Source organism: Streptomyces sp. NBC_00691 (genome assembly GCF_036226665.1).
Classification (GTDB): Bacteria; Actinomycetota; Actinomycetes; order Streptomycetales; family Streptomycetaceae; genus Streptomyces.
Genome location: NZ_CP109007.1, coordinates 6084654 through 6101313 on the forward strand (window position 1 = coordinate 6084654; position 16660 = coordinate 6101313).

The following is a 16660-nucleotide window of genomic DNA, read 5'->3' on the forward strand; positions in this document are numbered from 1 at the left end:
ATCCGTCATCGAACAGGAGGGGTCCCGTGAGTGATCCCAGAAGCGGTCCCTGGAGTTCCGCGAGCGGCACCCTGCTGCTCGCCCCCCTGCCGCCCCCGCGCGCCCTGCCCCGGCCGGGTTCCCTGGACCTGTGGCTGCTCAGGGTCTCCGACGCCCGGGGCACCGGCCTCGACGCCGGGGTCCTGGACGCCACCGAACGGCAGCGCGCCGCCGGACTAGCGCACGCGGAGGACCGGGTCCGCTTCACCGCCGCCCATCTGGCGCTGCGCCGGCTGCTCGGCACGTACCTCGACACGCTGCCGCAGGACATCCGCTACGGCCGGGAGACCTGCCCCTGCTGCGGCGGCCCGCACGGCAGACCGACCGTCCTGGGCGCCTCGCGCGGGCTGCACTTCTCGCTCTCCCACCGGGGGGACCTCGTCCTCGTCGGGACGGCGGTGGCGCCCATCGGCGTCGACGTCGACCTGGTCGCGGATCCGGGCGGCGCCGCGGAACTCGCCGCGATGCTGCACCCGGCCGAACAGCGCGAGATCGAGGCGCTGCCACCCCCGCGCCGCCCCCGGGCGCTGGCCCGGCTGTGGACCCGCAAGGAGGCCTACCTCAAGGGGCTCGGCACCGGTCTGGGCCGTGATCCGGCGGCGGACTACGTGGGTTCGGGCAGCCCCGACGGGGCGCTGCCGCCCGCGGGCTGGACGCTGCTCGACATCCCCGTAGACCGGGGTTACGCGGCGGCGGTGGCGGTCCACGGCGAACTGACCACGCCGTCGCCCCGGGTGAACCGACTCTCGGAGCGGGACATCAGGGGAGACCCGCCGGGCCGCGGGTGAGCGGCCCCGGCCACCGGCACACACGCGGAAGGTCCCCGGACGATCTGTCCGGGGACCTTCCGCTTGTGCGCGTTCGACGACCGACGACCGGACGACCGGAATCAGCCGGCCACCGCGATCCACTCGTCGAGCTGCTCCTGCGTCGTGGCCGGATCCGCCACCAGCTCGGCCAGCTCGTCGCCGGCGTGATGGCGGGTCGAGACCGCGGGGCAGCGCGCGCACGCGGCGACCCCGGTCTGCTTCCACCACTGGCACCGCGCCCTGAGGTGACACCGCGGGACGGGACCGTCCTCCTGCGCGGCGGGCCGGGAGAGCACCCGCTCGACGAGCGTGCAGTCGTCGCCCCTGCGGTTGACGCAGTCGCTGACGCAGTGCGACGCGAACCGCAGGACACGCCGCGGCTCGATGCCCTCCGGCACCTCGCCGAGCACCTCGGCCGCCGGTACGGGATCGGCCAGGTACACCACGTGCCCGTCCTGCCCGGACCGTACGCCCAGGACGACGGACTCCGGCGCGTGCGCCTCTCCACTGGGGCACCAGGTCTGCGAGGAGCCGCCCTCGCCCACGGTGGTCACCTCGGCCTCAGCAGGTGCCGGACTGAACGCCGACGACCTGCGTCACCCGGCCGCCGACGATCTGGCTCAGCCCCTGCTCCCCGGCCCGCTCCTCCTGGGCGACGGCGAGACGGATGCTGTCCTTGAGCTGGGCGGCCGAGGTGATGCGCTCGGCCGGGCCGGTCTCCGACGCGCTCGCCGCACCGGCACCGGCGACGGCGAGTCCCGCGGCCAGCAGTGCGGCGGCTCCCGCCGCGACCACCTTACGAGTCGGGTTCTCCATGGCGTACTCCTCCTCCTGGTATGGGAGTTGCGAGCGTAGGCCGGTGGAGAGCCATGGCCGGAACTTTGCGGCGGCAGTCGACCGGCGGTTACGTCTCCGAGGGCGGGACCTGCGGCAGGAGGTCCTCGGTCAGCCGGTCGAGGGCGGCGCCGCTCGGGGCTCCCGTCCCGGTGAGGGTGCCGAGCAGGGCCTGGGCGAGGACGGTCGCCGTACCGATCCGGGTGTCCTCGCGCTCGTCGCCGGTGACCTTCCCGATCACCGCGTCCCGTACGGCCGGAGAGGTGTCGGAGTCCCCGAACAGGTCCGGGTACGACAGCGCCATCATGCACACGCCCACGTTGGCGGAGAGGATCGAGCGCCCCGCGAGCTCCGGGGCCGTCCGGAGCCGTCCGGCGTCACGGCAGCGCTCCACCGCCTTCAGGAGGATCGCCTGCGCCTCCTTGACGGCCCCCGGCCTGGTGTCGCCGGTCGGTGTGAACATCAGCCGGTAGAGGTGGGGGTTGCGGAGGGCGAAGGCGACGTGGCTGTCCCAGGCCGTGCGCAGGTCGGCCACCGGATCGTCGGTGAGCGGGTTCTTGCGCTTCTCGGCGAGGAAGCGCTCGAAGCCGAGGTCGGCGACGGCCGTGAGCAGGCCGTGCTTGTCGCCGAACTGCCGGTAGATCTCGGGCATGCCGACCTTCGCCCGGTCGCAGATGGCGCGGGTCGAGATCGCGAGCGCGTCCTTGGTGGCGAGGAGTTCCTCGGTGGCTTCCAGGATGCGCGCGCGTGCGGTCGACATGCCGCCCACGATAACAGCGCTCACACCCTCTCGTAATCGATGATTACAAGCTGTGTTAGCGTTGAAAACGTCTCGGGGGTCGGCGCCGCCTCCGGGCCGTCCGACGTCGGCAACGAGAGAGCTGGTGTTCCCGCATGAACCGTTCGACGATCCGTCGCCTCGCCACCGGGGCCGTGGCGGCCACCGTGGGCGCGACCCTCCTCACCGCCTGCGGCGGCGAGGGCACCGCCGCCCCCGCGCGGCCGTTCACCGCGACGCACATCGGCGGGCCGACGACGATCCTGGAGATCGGCGGCGCGCGCATCCTGCTCGACCCGACCTTCGACGGGCCGAAGAAGTACCGGAGCGGCCTGGAGAAGCTCCGCGCCCCCGCCTTCGGCACCGGCGAACTCGGCGCGATCGACGCCGTACTGCTCTCGCACGACCAGCACGACGACAACCTCGACGACTCCGGCCGGGCCCTGCTCGCGGACGTGCCCGTCGTGCTCTCCACGCCCGGCGCGCGCAGGCGTCTCGGTGACCACGTCACCGCCATGAAGAGCTGGGAGTCCCAGGAGCTGAGGACCTCCGGCGGCACCCTCAAGGTCACCGCCGTGCCCGCCCTGCACGGCCCCGACGGTGTGGACCGCGGCGCGGACGGCGAGGTCACCGGTTTTGTGCTCAGCGGCGAGGGCGTCCCCACCACCTACGTCTCCGGCGACAACGCCTCGGTCAAGGTGGCCGAGGAGGTCGGTGACCGCGTCAGGAAGGACATCGGCCCGATCGACACCGCCGTCCTCTTCGCCGGCGCCGCCCGCACCCCCGCGATCCTCGACAACGCGCCGCTGACCCTGACCTCCGCGAACGCCGCCCTCGTCGTGAAGGCGCTCGCCCCGCGCAAGGTCGTCCCGGTGCACACCGACAGCTGGGACATCTACACCGAGGACCTGCCGTCCCTCGTGAAGGCGTTCGAGGGCCTGGGGATCGAGGACCGGCTCGTCGACCTCGCGCCGGACGGCACCCCGAAGGACCTGTCGTGATCCCCGATCACCCCGATCACCCCGATCACCCCGGTCGCCCCGATCTCCCTGACGACCCCGATCGCCCCGACCACCGCGATCTCCCTCTGCTCCCCCCTGCGAAAGGACCCGCCATGACCGCCTCCACCACCCTCCGTGATGTGATCGGCCTGCCCCAGGACCTGCCCCGCCTGAGCGGGTCGGCCCTGATCATGATCGACTTCCAGAACACCTACCGCACCGGCGTCATGAAGCTCGACGAGGCCGAGAAGGCCGTGGCCGCCGGCGCGCGCCTGCTCGCCGCCGCCCGCGCCGCGGGCGCGCCGGTCGTGCACATCGTCAACGACGGCGGCGAGGGCACTCCGTACGACATCCGGGCCGAGATCGGCGCGATCAGCGACGAGGTCGCCCCGATCGAGGGCGAGAAGGTCGTCGTCAAGAAGTTCCCCGACGCCTTCCACGCCACCGGCCTCGAAGACACCCTCAAGGAGCTCGGCGTCACCGGTGACCTGGTCATCGTCGGTTTTATGACGCACATGTGCGTCCTCTTCACCGCGCAGGGCGCGTTCAACCGCGGCTACCGCCCGACCGTCGTCGCCGAGGCCACCGCCACCCGCTCCCTGGAGGCCCCGGACGGGACCGTGACGACGTCGGAGGCGCTCCAGGCCGCGAGCCTCACGACGGTCACGGACCTCTTCGGCACGGTGGCCCGCACGGTCGACGAGCTCGTCGCGTAAGGGCCTCGCCCGGTCGGCAGGGGAGCCGCCCCGCCGGGCGGCCCCCACCTGGGGCCCGCCCCCTCGTGTCGTCTCCCGGCCCCCGGCACCGGGAGTTCACCCGAGGTGTACCGGAACACCGCCTGGTGATCGGTTACGGGTCGCCCGACTCGGCGGTAATGGCGATCGGCCCGTGACGGATCACCCGGGCGCTCCTGTTCCGTACGCCCCCTGGAGGACGTGTGCCCCCCGCCGCCGACGCCGTGCTCGACGAGGTCGACGGCGAGGAGGGGGCGGGCGGCCCGAAGCCCCCGCCCGGTTCCCCGCGGCGCCGTCCGCCCTCCCCGGCCGTCGCGGGTCCGCTCGCGGCCGCGCTGCTCACCGCCGTCCTGCTCGCCCTCGCCACCCGGCTCTCGCGCAGCTACCCGTTCGGCCCGGTGACCAGGAACATCGTCGACCTGGGCCAGCAGTACCTGCCGTTCCACGCGTACTGGCGCTCGTTCCTCCTCGGTGAGACCCACGGAGACGCCTTCCTCAACTGGAACTCCGGCTTCGGCGCCAACTTCCTTGGCGACATCGGCACCTATCTGAGCAGCCCCTTCGACCTGCTCGTCGTGCTCTTCCCGGCCGACCGCGTCGAACTCGCCCTCTACGTCGTCACCGCCGTCAAGATCACCGCGGCCGGGGCGGCGATGGCGCTGCTGCTTCTGCGGATGCGCCCGGGCCCCTGGCCGGTCGCCGCCGTGCTCGGCAGCGCGTACGCCCTCTCGGGCTGGACCTTCAACTTCGGCGCGACCGTCCCGATGTGGCTCGACGGACTCGTCGCCTTCCCGCTGCTCTGCCTGGTCGGCGAGTGGGCCCGCACCGGGCGCCGCCCCGTGCTCGGCCCCGTCGTGGTCGCCCTGGCCTGGACCGCCAACTTCTACACGGCGTACATGGCGACGATCGGTGCCGCCGTCGTCCTGCTCGTACGTCTCCTCACCGCCGAGGAGACGGCCGGAGCGCGGCAGCGCCTCGCCGGAGCGGTGCGTGCCGCGCGCGGCGTGCTGATCGGCATCGGTCTCGCCGCGCCGCTCGTCGTGGTCGTCTTCCTCGGCACCAAGGTCGCCGACCCCACCCCCGAGGCCACCTTCGCGCCCGCCGCCTGGGCGGAGGTCCTCGCCCGGTTCCTGCCGGCCACCGCGAGCCTCGCGAGCCCCGCCCTCTTCATCGGTACGCCCGCGCTCGCGCTCGCCCTCACCCTGCCGTTCAACGGCGGCGTCGCCCCGCGAGTCCGGGCCGGCTGGTCGGCCGCGGTGGTCCTGGTGACGCTCTCCCTCCAGTGGGAGCCGACGCATCTGCTCTGGCACGCGGGCGCCTCGCCCAACGGCGGACCCTACCGACAGGCCTTCGTCCTGTGCGGGCTGCTGATCCTCGCCGGCTGGTTCTCGGCCGCCCGGGGCGTGCCGCGGCCGCCCGCGCTCCTCGCGGCCGGCGCGCTGCTCGGACTCCTGGCGTGGGCGGCGCACGGCAGCATCGACATCGACCGCTGGACCTACCCGGCCTTCGGTGTGGCCGCGGCCCTCGCCCTCGCCGCCGCCCTGGCGGCCCTCCCGCGCCACCGCGGGGCCACGGCCGGCGCACCGCCCGCTCCCGCCGCTCCCGCGCGGGCCCGCACCGCCCCGCGCCTCCTGCCCGTCCTCGCCGTCGTCCTCCTCGTCGCCGCGCAGGCCGGCGAGGCGGCCGTCACCGGGAAGCGGATCGAGGAGCAGCAGCGCGCCGAGGTCGCCTGGTCCCCCCGGATCGGCCCCTGGCACACCGCCGTGGCCGACGAGGTGGCCCGCGCGGACGCCTGGCCGACGTACCGGACGGAGCCGGGAGAGGTGCCCGGCGGCAACGACGTCCTGTTCGTCGGTGGACAGGGCGCCGACTACTACAGCAGCCTCACCGCCGAGGTGACCTCCCGCACCCTGGCCTCCCTGGGCTTCGGCTACTACGCGAAGGGCCGCCACCCGGTCACCCTGGACAACCCGGTGGCCGACGCCCTGTTCTCCGTCGGCACCCGGGTCCGGTCGGCCCCCACCGAGCCGGTACGCCAGGACGCGCCGCCCCGGGCCGCGGTCTCCGTCGCCACCACGCCCGTACCGCCGCTGGTCACCGTCCGTCCGGCGAGGCCGCCGGCCACCCACCCCGGGGACTCCGCCTTCGCCGAGCAGGAACGGCTCCTCGGCTCCGACGTGTACGAGCTGCCGCCCGTCACCCGTACAGGACGGACCGTCAGCGCCCGCTGTCCGGCGGGCTCCCAGGCCTGGTTCTGGGCCCCCGAGTACCGCGGCGGCGCGACCCTCGCGGGGGAGCCGCGCGTGGACTTCGAGGGCAAGCCACCCGCCGTCCGGGCTCCCATGCGGGCTCTCGGTACGGTCCCCGCGTCCGGCGACGTACGGATCGAGCTCAGCCCCGAGCGGGCGGTCCGGCTGCCCCGGCAGCCCGTCGGCTGCCTGGTGCGCGCCCGCCTCGACTCCGCCGTGCGGCAGCTGACCGCCACCGGTGCCACCGAGGTGCGTGCCACCGGACACACCGTCACGGCCGTGCTGCCCCCGGGCAGCACCGGGACCGCGGTGCTCGCCGCGCCCCGCATCTCCGGCTGGCGCTGTGCCGCCGGTGACGCGGAGCCCCGTCCCGCGCGCGCGTACCGGGGACTCGTCGCGATCCCGCTCGACGGCCGGGCGGACACGGTCACCTGTTCCTTCCGCCCGCCGGGCCTCACGCTCGGCGGCGCCGTCGGCCTGACCGCCCTCCTCGCCCTGCTCGCGACGGGAGTCCTGCACCGACGGGCCGCCCGGCGGCCGGAGCGTGAGGCCGACCGGACGGACGGGCAGCGGACGGGCCGGCCGGCCGGAGCGTGAGGCCGTTTCCGCACGGACTTTCCACGGGGGACGCCAAGAGTTCACCCGGAGTGCACGCGCGGATCGTTCACCCGGAAAAGTGGGGCGTTACCGTACCCGCCGTAGCGGCGTTCAACTGTTCGATTCAGTATGGGGATTCCGAGTGCCGAAACTGTCCGTCGTCGTACCGTTCCACAATGTCGGTGCCTATGCGCCCGACACCCTGCGCAGTCTCGCGAACAACGCGGATCCGGAATTCGAGTTCCTGCTGATCGACGACTGCTCGACGGACGACACCCCGGAAATCCTCGACCGCTGGCGGGACCGACTGCCGAACGCCACCGTCATCCGGCACGAGACGAACAGCGGTGTCGCCCAGGCGCGCAACACGGGAATCGACGCCGCACGCGGGGACCACATCACCTTCCTCGACGGCGACGACTGGTACGCGCCCGGCCACCTCAAGGCCATGGTGGCCGGTATCGAGCGCCTGGACTGCGATTTCGCCCGTACCGACCACGTCCTCTCCGAAGGCCGTAAGCGGAACATCCGCTACGCCCCGGCCAAGCGCCGCGACACCGTGATGGACCCCCGTGACGGAATCTCGCCCGCCAGCATGGTGACGATGGTGGACTATCCCTTCGTCCCCTTCGGCATTTACAGCTCCCGTCTCTTCCAGAACGGCGAATCCCGTTTCGAGACGTCGTTGAGAACGGCCGAGGACCGCCTCTGGGTCTGGCGCCTCCACCTCAAGGCACGCACGTTCGCGGCGCTTTCCCTGCACGGTGTCTTCTACCGCCGGGGCGTCACGACCTCGCTCACCCAGATCACCGACAACCGGCAGCTCGACTTCATTCCGTCGTACGACACCCTGCTCACCGACGTGTCCCGCGACCCGGAGGCGGACCGGTTCCTGCCGAAGGCGGTCCGCACCTACTGCGCGATGATCGCCTTCCACATGGGCAAGGTCGACACGTACGAGCCCGCCGTCGCCGAGCGGCTCCGCGTCGACGTGCGCGACGCGCTGCACCGGATGCCGCAGCAGGTCCTCGAAGAGACCCTCTCCACCATGGACACCCCCCGCAGCACCCTCCTCCGGAGCCTGCGCGACACCGTAAGGACCGCCTGACCCATGGCCCCCGCCCCCGCCGCCGACAAGGCACCGGCGCCCGTCCCGGCCACCGACGGCCGCCCGGTCCAGATCTTCCAGGTGTCCACCCTGTACGGCGCCGCCACCCTCGCGGCCTCGCTGGACGCCGGACAGTTCGGCCCCCGTGCGGAGCACCGCCGGCTCCTGCTGATCTCGCGCAACGCCGAGATCCCCGAGACCGCGCCGCGCATGGAGACGATGACCGGCTACGAGCGGATCGCCGCCCGCTTCGACGGTGTCCTCGACTGGAACGAGACGATCCACCCGTACCACCCCGCAGCCTGGGCCCCCCGCCCCGAGGACGCCCCCCTCTGGCAGCGCGTGATGCGCACGGCGTGGCACCTCGGGACCGCCCCGGTGGAGCTGGCCGTCGAGTCCATCCAGGTCAATCCCGCCAAGGCGCTGGCCGGCTGTTTCCCCGAGAGCGCCGTCCACGTCTACGCGGACGGCCTCATGAGCTACGGCCCGACCCGCAACGACCTCGCGCAGTCCCTCGCCTGCCGCGTCCGGCGGGTCCTCCACCTCGACCTGGTGCCGGGCCTGCGCCCCCTCCTCCTCAGCGAGTACGGCGTGGAGCCGGAACTCGTCCCGGACGAGGCGTTCCGCGCGGTCCTCGCCGAGATCGCCGAGGAGGCGGCCGACGATCCCGAGATCGTCCGGGCGGCCGCCGCCGGGCCCACGGTCCTGATGCTCGGCCAGTACCTGGCCGCCCTCGACCTCCTCACCGCCGAGGAGGAGGAGGAACTGCACGTACGGATGCTCCGCGGCGCCACGGCGGCCGGCCACCGCTCGGTGGTCTTCAAGCCGCACCCGAGCGCGCCCGCCGGCTACTCCACGGCGCTCCAGGAGGAGGCGGAGCGCTCCGGCGTACGCCTGACCGTCCTCGGCGGACCGCTGCTCGCCGAGACCTTCTACGAGCTGTGCAGGCCCCGGCTCGTCGTCGGCTGCTTCTCGACCGCGATGTTCACCGCCGCCGTCTACTACGGCGTCCCCATCGCGCGCGTGGGCACGGCCGAGGTCCTCGAACGGCTCACCCCCTTCGAGAACAGCAACCGCATCCCGCTCACCGTCGTCGACCACCTGGTCGCGGACCTGGAGCAGGGCGAGGAGCCCGCGGTCCCCGGAGCGGCCCCGGACTCGCTCACCCCGCTCGTCCGCGCCGTCGGCTACTGCATGCGGCACAAGAGCCACCCGGGGATGCGCGAGGAGACCGCCCTCTTCCTGGCCGAGCACCATGCCGACCCGGGCACGGCACACCTCTTCGACGGGGAGCGGCTGGCCCAGCTCGGTCTGCCGGGCGGCACGGAGACGCCGACGCGGGGCGGCATGCAGGCACGGCTCCGCCGAAGTCTCGTACGGGCCCGCCGGGGCTGAACGGGCGCCCGGGCCCCCGGGCCTCGACGGGCCACCCGGTCCCGGCCGGCCGGGTTCCACCGGCGGGAGGCCACCGCGTGACCTGTACGGGTGACGGCGGCCTCCCCGCGTCACACGGCGGGCGACGTGACGAGGGTGAAGACCGCGCCCTCCGGATCCGTCACCAGGGCGAGCCGCCCCGCCGTGGCGTCACGCGGCGGGCGCAGCACATGACCGCCGAGCTCCAGGACGAGCCGGGCGGCCGCGTCCGTGTCGGCGACCTCGAAGTACGTCATCCAGTGCGGGCCCCGGTCCCGGGGGAGCGCGGTGCCCACGCCGTGCAGCGAGGCCACCGGGAGTCCGTCCAGGACGAGCGTGGCGTAGTCGTGATCGGAGGACTCGACTGGCTCCACCTCGAAGCCGAAGACCGACCGGTAGAACTTGGCGACCGAGGACGTCTCGAAGGTGAGGAGCTCGTTCCACACGGGGGTCCCGGGCGGTCCCGCCGTCGCCGTGCCGTGGTGCGCCTCCGCCTGCCAGACGCCGAAGACCGCGCCCACCGGGTCGGAGCAGACCGCCATCCGGCCGGCCTCGCCCGCGTCCAGCGGGCCCACGGCCACGGTGCCGCCGCAGCAGCGGATGCTCTCGGCGGTCTCGTCGGCGTCGCCGGTGGCCAGGTACGGGGTCCAGGCGATCGGCAGATGCCGATCGGGCGGGAGCCGGCCGATGCCCGCCACCTCCCTGCCGTCGAGCAGTGCGCGCACGTACGGGCCGAGCTGCTGCGGACCGGGTTCGAACTCCCAGCCGAAGAGCGCGTGGTAGAACTCCTGCGTGGCGTCAAGCCCGTGCACCATCAAGCTCACCCAGCAGGGTGTGCCGGGTGTGTGCCGAGTCGCCTCGGTCATCGTGACTCTCTCCTCGGACCATCGTCGTGCCCGTGTCCCCGTCCGATGGTGTCACCGACGGGGCCGTGGCGCGCCCCGGTCGCACCAAAGAGTGGCGCGATCCCGCTGCGGTGACGCGGGAGGACGCCGGGATCGTCCCCCACGGCCGTGCGGCTGCGCGAGGATGGCACCCATGAAGCCCATCATCGCCGTGAGCGAACTGCTGAGCGAGTCGGCCGGGGCCCGGCCGCCGGTTCTCCTGGACGTCCGCTGGACGCTGGGCGGCCCGCCCGGACGTCCGGCGTACGAGGCCGGACACCTGCCCGGCGCGGTCTACGTCGACCTGGACACCGAACTGGCGGGCCCGCCCGGCGCCGGCGGCCGCCACCCGCTGCCCGACCCTGAGGTCTTCGGGGCCGCGATGCGCCGGGCGGGCGTCTCCGCGGACACCCCGGTCGTCGTCTACGACGGCGGCCTCGGCTGGGCCGCGGCCCGCGCCTGGTGGCTGCTCCGCTGGGCCGGCCACCCGGACGTCCGGGTCCTGGACGGCGGTCTCGCGTCCTGGACGGGGGACCTCACGGAGAAGGTGCCCACGCCGGAGCCGGGCGACTTCCGCCCGGAGCCGGGCACGCTCGGGCTGCTCGACGCGGACGGAGCCGCGGCGCTCGCCCGCGCGGGGCTGCTCCTGGACGCGCGGGCCGCCGAGCGCTACCGCGGGGACGTGGAGCCGATCGACCGGGTCGGCGGTCACATCCCGGGCGCGGTCTCGGCCCCGACGACGGAGAACGTGGACGAGGAGGGGCGCTTCCTGGGCTCCGACGCCCTGCGGGACCGGTTCGTCTCGCTCGGCGCCGCCGAGGGGACCCCGGTCGCGGTCTACTGCGGCTCGGGCGTCTCCGGTGCGCACGAGGTCCTGGCGCTGGAGATCGCCGGCATCCCGGCCGCTCTCTACGCGGGCTCCTGGTCGGAGTGGTCCGCCGACCCCACCCGCCCGGTGGCCACGGGCCTGGAGCCGCAGTAGCCCCTGCGCACGCGGAAGCCGTACGGGTCCCGCGTACAGGAAGCCCACGGAGGAGGGCCCGAACCGATCCGGTGCGGGCCCTCCTCTCGTACGGCCGTGGCCGTCAGTCCTGCTTCTTCCTGCGGGTGCCGAAGACGATCTCGTCCCAGCTCGGCACCGCCGCGCGGCGGCCCGGGCGGACGCCGTCCGCCTCGGCCTGCCGGTCGGTGGTGCCCGTGAGCCGGTCCCGGTGGCCCGAGACCGCGCGCGGCATGAGGACGTCGGCGTACGCGGAACCGGCGCCCGCCGAAGCGGCCGGAGCCGGCGGCTCCTCCGCCTCGGCCTCTTCCGAGGGCTCCGAGTCCGGCTGCTCGGGCACGACCATGTCGCCGCGGAAGCTCGGCACGGCCTCCAGGAGGCTGGTCAGGGAGTCCCGCTCGTCCTCCGGCTCGGCGGACGCGGACGCCCGCTCCAGCTGGCGGTGGTCGAGCTGGCGGTCCAGGGCACGGTCGAGCGGCCTGTCCCGGGGCAGCCGGGCGATACGCGGCACGAACGGGAAGCTCGGCTCCGGCGCGGCGGCGATCGTGTCGTCCGTCTCGCCGATCAGGGCCCGGGCCTCGTCGTCCACGGCCTGGACGAGCCGCCGGGGCGGGTCGTACGTCCAGCTGGCCGTGTGGACCTCGCCGGCGACGCGGTAGACGAGCAGCACCTCCCAGGTGCCGTCGTCGCGGCGCCAGGAGTCCCACTGCACGGTGTCCTTCTCGGCACCGCGCAGCAGCAGCCGCTCCTGCACCGCCTCGCCGAGCTGGGGACCGCTGTTCTCGCCGGGCCTGCGGACCGGGGTCTTGCGGGCCCGCTCGGCCATGAAGGCGCGCTCGGCGAGTACGGGGCCCTCGAAGCGGCGCACGCGGTCGACGGGGATCCCCGCCATCTGGGCGACCTCCTCCGCGGAGGCACCGGCTCGTATCCGTGCCTGGATGTCGCGGGGGCGGAGGTGGCTCTCCACCTCGATCTCGATCTGGCCGAGGCGCGCACGGTCGTTGCGGACGGCGGCGCGAAGCCGCTCGTCGATCGGAAGTGTGTACTCCGTGCTGTCAGCAGCCTTCAGCACCAGTCGTGTGCCGTCGTTGGAGACGGCCACGACACGCAGTTCGGGCATGGGGACCTCCCGGGTGGTGCCTGCCGACGTCACGTGCGTCGCTGCTTCCGCTAGTCGAGTGTGGCCTGCCCGGGTGCAGCCTGCCACTACCTTGCCGAGTTGCCCGGCGTGTCGGGCGTGGACCCTGGGACGCCGTTATGACACGGTTACCGGTTGGCTACCCGGAGTGACGGGCTGTCACTCTGTGCAGTCGGTTCCCGTGCGTTGCCGCGGCACCGCCGGTCGAGCGCCGTGTCCGGCCCCCTCCCCTTGATCCCGGGCACCCGTGAAGGCGTCCGGACCCAGGGTTCGCCAATGTACTCCATTCGGGCCACCTGGGTGGACCGGCGCGCCGCCCAACTTCTCGGGCGGTACGGGAGTTGAGTGTCCGCGATCTTCCCCCGTACGTGTCGCTCTTCACAGAAAGAGCGGAAACGGAACTATTCCCTTCGCCCATTTGTCCCTTCTGGGTGAAAGGCGAACGGATGAGCCGTCAGGGGCTGGAGCAGGGGTTGGAGATGCGTCAGAGGCCGGATGCCGACACGGACGAGCCGGAGGAGACCGGAAGCGGGAGGAGAAGGATCGACCTGAGTGTGGCTCAGGTCTCGGGCAGCGCCCTGGCCGCGGTCATCGCCGCCAAACTCGCCTCCACCCTCGGTGTGTACGGCACGATCCTCGGCGCGGGTGTGATCAGTGTCATCGCCACCTGCGGAGGCCCGCTCTTCCAGCACCTCTTCCGGCGCACCGGCGAGCAGGTCCGCGACGTGACGGTCGCCGCCAAGCCGAGGGCCCGTCAGGTGCCGCTCGCACCGGGGCCGCGGGACGGCCGCACCCTGATGCCGGGCACGATCCCGGCACCCGCCCCGTACACCGAGGCGTCCGACGAGGAGTTCGGCGCGGCGACCACCCACGGCACCCGGGTCCGCGGCTGGAAGCGCCCGGCGATCGCCGCCGCGCTCGTTTTCGGCGTCACCATGGGCGGCATCACCACCTACGAACTCGTCTCGGGGCAGGACTTCGGCGGCAGACAGGGCACCACCACGTTCGGATCGGTCGTCCGCGGCGACGGCGGTTCCGGCCGGGAGACCCCGCCGGCCGGGGACCAGGACCCCTCGACCACACCCTCCGGACCCACCGACGGCACCGGGCGGCCGGACGACGGGGCCGGCAGTCCCTCGACGGGCGCCACCCCGGCCCCGGGTGACCGGGACACCGGAGAGAGCGGCACGGGGACCCCCTCGCCCGAGCCGACGCCCTCCGGCCCGACCGGCGGACCGACGCCCACCCCGACGCCCACGCCCCCGACGACGGAACCGACCGCGCCGACCCAGGACCCGACCACCGGGACGGTCGCGCCGGAGACCCCGTCGGCGCCCGCCCCGGCGGCGGCCGGGGGCGGAGCCGGTGCGGCGGCCGAGTGACCGTCAGTCGCCCAGGACCCGGCGCAGATAGTCGTTGGCGAAGAGCCGGTCCGGGTCGAGCCGGTCCCGCAGCGCCGTGAACTCGGCGAAGCGGGGATAGACCTCGGAGAAGTAGGCGGCGTCACGGGTGTGGACCTTGCCCCAGTGGGGGCGGCCCCCGTGCGCCGTCATGATGCGCTCCACCGCCGTGAAGTACGCCTGGTGGGGCGTGCCCTTGTACAGGTGGACGGCGATGTACGCGGTCTCCCGGCCCGAGGCCGTGGACAGCGCGATGTCGTCCGCCGGAGCCGTCCGCACCTCCACCGGGAAGCTCACCTTCAGCGGCGAGCGCTCGACCATCGCCTTGAGCTCGCGCAGCGCGGCCACCGCCGCCTCACGCGGCAGCGCGTACTCCATCTCCAGGAAGCGCACCCGGCGCGGCGAGGTGAAGACCTTGTACGGGATGTCGGTGTACGTACGGGCCGACAGCGCCCGGCTGGAGAGCTTGGCGATCGAGGGGATGACCGGCGGGACCGCGCGGCCCAGCGAGCAGGCCACCTGGAAGAGCCCGTTGGAGAGCAGCTCGTCCTCGACCCAGCCGCTGACCCGGCCGGGAGGGGCGGCGGGGCCCGCGCTGCGGTTGTTGCGCTTGGTGTTGCAGTTGTCCGTGTGGGGGAACCAGTAGAACTCGAAGTGCTCGTTCTCCGCGTGCAGCGCGTCGAACTCCGAGGTGACCCGGTCGAAGGTCATCGGCTCCTCGCGCGCGGTGAGCAGGAAGACCGGCTCGACCGCGAAGGTGATCGCCGTGACCACGCCCAGGGCGCCGAGCCCGATGCGGGCGGCCGCGAAGACCTCCGGATTCTCCTTCTCCGAGCACGTGAGCAGTTCGCCCGAGGCCGTGACCAGCTCCAGCTCGCGGATCTGCGCGGCTATCGAGGCCGAGTCGCGGCCCGTGCCGTGCGTCCCGGTGCTGGTGGCGCCGGCGACGGTCTGCTCCATGATGTCGCCCATGTTCGTGAGCGACAGGCCCTCCCGGGCGAGCGCCACGTTGAGCCGCTTGAGCGGGGTGCCCGACTCGACCGTCACGGTCATCGACTCGCGGTCGATCCGCCGGATCCCGGTCAGCAGACCGGGCCGGATGAGGACGCCGTCGGTCGCCGCGATCGAGGTGAAGGAGTGGCCGGTGCCGACCGTCTTCACCCGCAGTCCGTCCTCGGCCGCCCTGCGCACCGCCTCGGCGAGCTCCTCGGCCGAGGCCGGGCTCACCTCCCGCACGGGGCGGGAGGTGACGTTCCCCGCCCAGTTACGCCACGGGCTGTCCGCCGTCCTGGTGCTGCCCGACCCCGCTGTTGTCGTCCCGCTCACGCTGCCCCTCCCGGTTCGGCACCGGCCTGCGCAGCCGGCGGTGTCCGAGGAGACCCACCGCGACCGCGAGCGCACCCGAGACGACGGGCACCACGTACCCCGCCTCGGCCCCCGACGCGTCCACCACCCAGCCGGCGGCCGCGGAGCCGAGCGCCACGCCGATCGCGAGGCCGGTACCCGTCCAGGTCATGCCCTCGGTCAGCTTGGTGCGCGGTACGTGCGCTTCGACGAGGGCCATGGTGGTCACCATCGTCGGTGCGATGGACAGGCCCGCGACAAAGAGCGCCACGGCCAGCAACGGCAAGTTCCCGGCCAGTAGGAGGGGGATCATACTCACGGCCATCGCGCAGATGCCCAGCAGCCAGCGCCGGGACGGCTCGCCCTTGAGGTGGAGCAGTCCGAAGACGGCGCCCGCCAGGCCGGACCCCAGCGCGTAGACGGCCAGCACGAGGCTCGCCGCGGCCTTGTGGCCCTGCTCCTCGGCGAAGGCCACGGTCACCACGTCGACCGAGCCGAAGATGGCGCCGGTGGCGACGAACGCGAGGGCGAGGACCTGGAGGCCGGGGGAGCGGAGCGCGGAACCGCCGCTGTCGCCCTGGTGGGGGTGCGGGACCGGCTCGGTGGCGCGCTGCGAGGTCAGCCAGAAGACACCGACGGTCAGGAACACCCCGGCGAACAGCGGACCGGCCTCGGGGAACCAGGCCGTCGACAGACCGATCGAGAGGATCGGTCCGAAGATGAAGCACACCTCGTCGACGATCGACTCCCAGGAGTACGCCGTGTGCAGGCGGCGCTCGTCGCCGCGGTAGATCTCCGCCCAGCGGGCCCGGGTCATCGCGCCGACGCTCGGCACACAGCCGATGACCGCGGTGAACACGAAGAACGTCCAGTCGGGGGCCTGCTGCTGCACGCAGAGGAGGAGCCCGGCGGCCGCCACGAGCGAGACCAGGGTCACCGGGCGGAGCACCCGGCGCTGCCCGTGCCGGTCGACGAGCCGGGAGACCAGCGGGCCGAGGACGGCGGCCGACATCGCGAGCGTCGCGGAGAGGGCGCCGGCGAGCCCGTACCGGCCGGTGACCTGGGAGATCATGGTCACGATGCCGATGCCCATCATGGACAGCGGCATCCGGCCGAAGAAGCCGGCGACGGAGAACGACGCGGTGCCGGGCGCCTTGAAGATCGCGCGGTAGGGACTGGGCAAGGGGTTCTCCGGATCTCCGTGCTTCGGAGCGGGCTCCGCACGACGACTCAACACGTGTAATTAATAGCTAAAGCCTACGGTGTTGAAGTCGATGGGTCATCCCCCTTTTTCGGACGGTCCGCCGGGCGCCATCGCCGGGCCTGACCACC

At 73.4% G+C, this 16660-nt stretch carries 15 protein-coding genes; 8 read left to right on the forward strand and 7 right to left on the reverse strand.

Annotation, left to right across the window (positions count from 1 at the left end):
- Nucleotides 1-26 precede the first annotated feature (26 nt).
- A complete protein-coding gene (locus tag OG392_RS27470) occupies nucleotides 27-827 on the forward strand; it encodes a 4'-phosphopantetheinyl transferase family protein (RefSeq protein WP_329283825.1) in 801 nt (266 codons plus the stop codon).
- 101 nt (nucleotides 828-928) lie between these two features.
- Here the strand turns inward: OG392_RS27470 and OG392_RS27475 are convergent, their stop codons facing one another.
- The 3 genes from OG392_RS27475 to OG392_RS27485 all read right to left on the reverse strand — a co-directional run bounded on the left by OG392_RS27475 (nucleotide 929) and on the right by OG392_RS27485 (nucleotide 2442).
- Nucleotides 929-1402, reverse strand: a complete 474-nt coding sequence (locus OG392_RS27475) for a hypothetical protein (protein WP_329283826.1) — start codon at nucleotides 1400-1402, stop codon at nucleotides 929-931.
- A gap of 7 nt (nucleotides 1403-1409) precedes the next feature.
- Entirely contained in the window at nucleotides 1410-1664 is a 255-nt protein-coding gene (locus OG392_RS27480; protein WP_329283827.1) for a hypothetical protein, read from the reverse strand.
- Nucleotides 1665-1752: 88 nt separating this feature from the next.
- Nucleotides 1753-2442: a TetR/AcrR family transcriptional regulator gene (locus OG392_RS27485; protein ID WP_329283828.1), complete on the reverse strand. Its 690-nt coding sequence runs from the start codon at nucleotides 2440-2442 to the stop codon at nucleotides 1753-1755.
- A gap of 134 nt (nucleotides 2443-2576) precedes the next feature.
- Between OG392_RS27485 and OG392_RS27490 the strand changes: the two genes are divergently transcribed.
- From OG392_RS27490 to OG392_RS27510, 5 genes are all read left to right on the forward strand, one after another.
- Nucleotides 2577-3461 (forward strand): MBL fold metallo-hydrolase, encoded by an 885-nt coding sequence (locus OG392_RS27490; protein ID WP_329283829.1) that lies wholly within the window; start codon nucleotides 2577-2579, stop codon nucleotides 3459-3461.
- A gap of 113 nt (nucleotides 3462-3574) precedes the next feature.
- Complete coding sequence (locus OG392_RS27495) at nucleotides 3575-4177, forward strand: isochorismatase family protein (RefSeq protein WP_329283830.1); 603 nt, start codon at nucleotides 3575-3577, stop codon at nucleotides 4175-4177.
- A gap of 221 nt (nucleotides 4178-4398) precedes the next feature.
- Nucleotides 4399-7041, forward strand: a complete 2643-nt coding sequence (locus tag OG392_RS27500) for a YfhO family protein (RefSeq protein ID WP_329283831.1) — start codon at nucleotides 4399-4401, stop codon at nucleotides 7039-7041.
- Nucleotides 7042-7183: 142 nt separating this feature from the next.
- The gene (locus OG392_RS27505; RefSeq protein ID WP_329283832.1) at nucleotides 7184-8149 is read left to right on the forward strand and encodes a glycosyltransferase family 2 protein; all 966 of its coding nucleotides are present in this window, start codon (nucleotides 7184-7186) and stop codon (nucleotides 8147-8149) included.
- A 3-nt stretch (nucleotides 8150-8152) separates the two neighbouring features.
- On the forward strand, nucleotides 8153-9544 hold the full coding sequence (locus OG392_RS27510; RefSeq protein WP_329283833.1) for a polysialyltransferase family glycosyltransferase: 1392 nt from the start codon (nucleotides 8153-8155) through the stop codon (nucleotides 9542-9544).
- Between the two features lie 110 nt (nucleotides 9545-9654).
- Here the strand turns inward: OG392_RS27510 and OG392_RS27515 are convergent, their stop codons facing one another.
- Nucleotides 9655-10428: a VOC family protein gene (locus tag OG392_RS27515; protein ID WP_329283835.1), complete on the reverse strand. Its 774-nt coding sequence runs from the start codon at nucleotides 10426-10428 to the stop codon at nucleotides 9655-9657.
- Nucleotides 10429-10600: 172 nt separating this feature from the next.
- Here OG392_RS27515 and OG392_RS27520 point away from each other — a divergent pair, with 172 nt between their 5' ends.
- Nucleotides 10601-11428: a sulfurtransferase gene (locus OG392_RS27520; RefSeq protein ID WP_329283837.1), complete on the forward strand. Its 828-nt coding sequence runs from the start codon at nucleotides 10601-10603 to the stop codon at nucleotides 11426-11428.
- 103 nt (nucleotides 11429-11531) lie between these two features.
- Here the strand turns inward: OG392_RS27520 and sepH are convergent, their stop codons facing one another.
- On the reverse strand, nucleotides 11532-12566 hold the full coding sequence (sepH, locus tag OG392_RS27525; RefSeq protein ID WP_329283838.1) for a septation protein SepH: 1035 nt from the start codon (nucleotides 12564-12566) through the stop codon (nucleotides 11532-11534).
- Nucleotides 12567-13063: 497 nt separating this feature from the next.
- Between sepH and OG392_RS27530 the strand changes: the two genes are divergently transcribed.
- Nucleotides 13064-13966, forward strand: coding sequence for a hypothetical protein (locus OG392_RS27530; RefSeq protein ID WP_443054897.1), 903 nt, complete (start codon nucleotides 13064-13066; stop codon nucleotides 13964-13966).
- Between the two features lie 3 nt (nucleotides 13967-13969).
- Here the strand turns inward: OG392_RS27530 and OG392_RS27535 are convergent, their stop codons facing one another.
- Nucleotides 13970-15310: a D-arabinono-1,4-lactone oxidase gene (locus tag OG392_RS27535; RefSeq protein WP_329283840.1), complete on the reverse strand. Its 1341-nt coding sequence runs from the start codon at nucleotides 15308-15310 to the stop codon at nucleotides 13970-13972.
- Nucleotides 15249-16511 carry an MFS transporter gene (locus OG392_RS27540; protein ID WP_329283841.1) on the reverse strand — a complete coding sequence of 421 codons (1263 nt, stop codon included), beginning with the start codon at nucleotides 16509-16511 and terminating at the stop codon, nucleotides 15249-15251. Before OG392_RS27540 ends, OG392_RS27535 begins: the two co-directional genes overlap by 62 nt.
- Nucleotides 16512-16660: the final 149 nt, after the last annotated feature.

Excerpts from the sequence above, each read along its gene's own strand:
- sepH (WP_329283838.1), bottom strand. The coding sequence starts at position 12,566 with ATGCCCGAACTGCGTGTCGTGGCCGTCTCCAACGACGGCACACGACTG.
- OG392_RS27510 (WP_329283833.1), top strand. The coding sequence starts at position 8,153 with ATGGCCCCCGCCCCCGCCGCCGACAAGGCACCGGCGCCCGTCCCGGCC.
- OG392_RS27485 (WP_329283828.1), bottom strand. The coding sequence starts at position 2,442 with ATGTCGACCGCACGCGCGCGCATCCTGGAAGCCACCGAGGAACTCCTC.
- OG392_RS27495 (WP_329283830.1), top strand. The coding sequence starts at position 3,575 with ATGACCGCCTCCACCACCCTCCGTGATGTGATCGGCCTGCCCCAGGAC.
- OG392_RS27520 (WP_329283837.1), top strand. The coding sequence starts at position 10,601 with ATGAAGCCCATCATCGCCGTGAGCGAACTGCTGAGCGAGTCGGCCGGG.
- OG392_RS27530 (WP_443054897.1), top strand. The coding sequence starts at position 13,064 with ATGCGTCAGAGGCCGGATGCCGACACGGACGAGCCGGAGGAGACCGGA.
- OG392_RS27490 (WP_329283829.1), top strand. The coding sequence starts at position 2,577 with ATGAACCGTTCGACGATCCGTCGCCTCGCCACCGGGGCCGTGGCGGCC.
- OG392_RS27480 (WP_329283827.1), bottom strand. The coding sequence starts at position 1,664 with ATGGAGAACCCGACTCGTAAGGTGGTCGCGGCGGGAGCCGCCGCACTG.
- OG392_RS27515 (WP_329283835.1), bottom strand. The coding sequence starts at position 10,428 with ATGACCGAGGCGACTCGGCACACACCCGGCACACCCTGCTGGGTGAGC.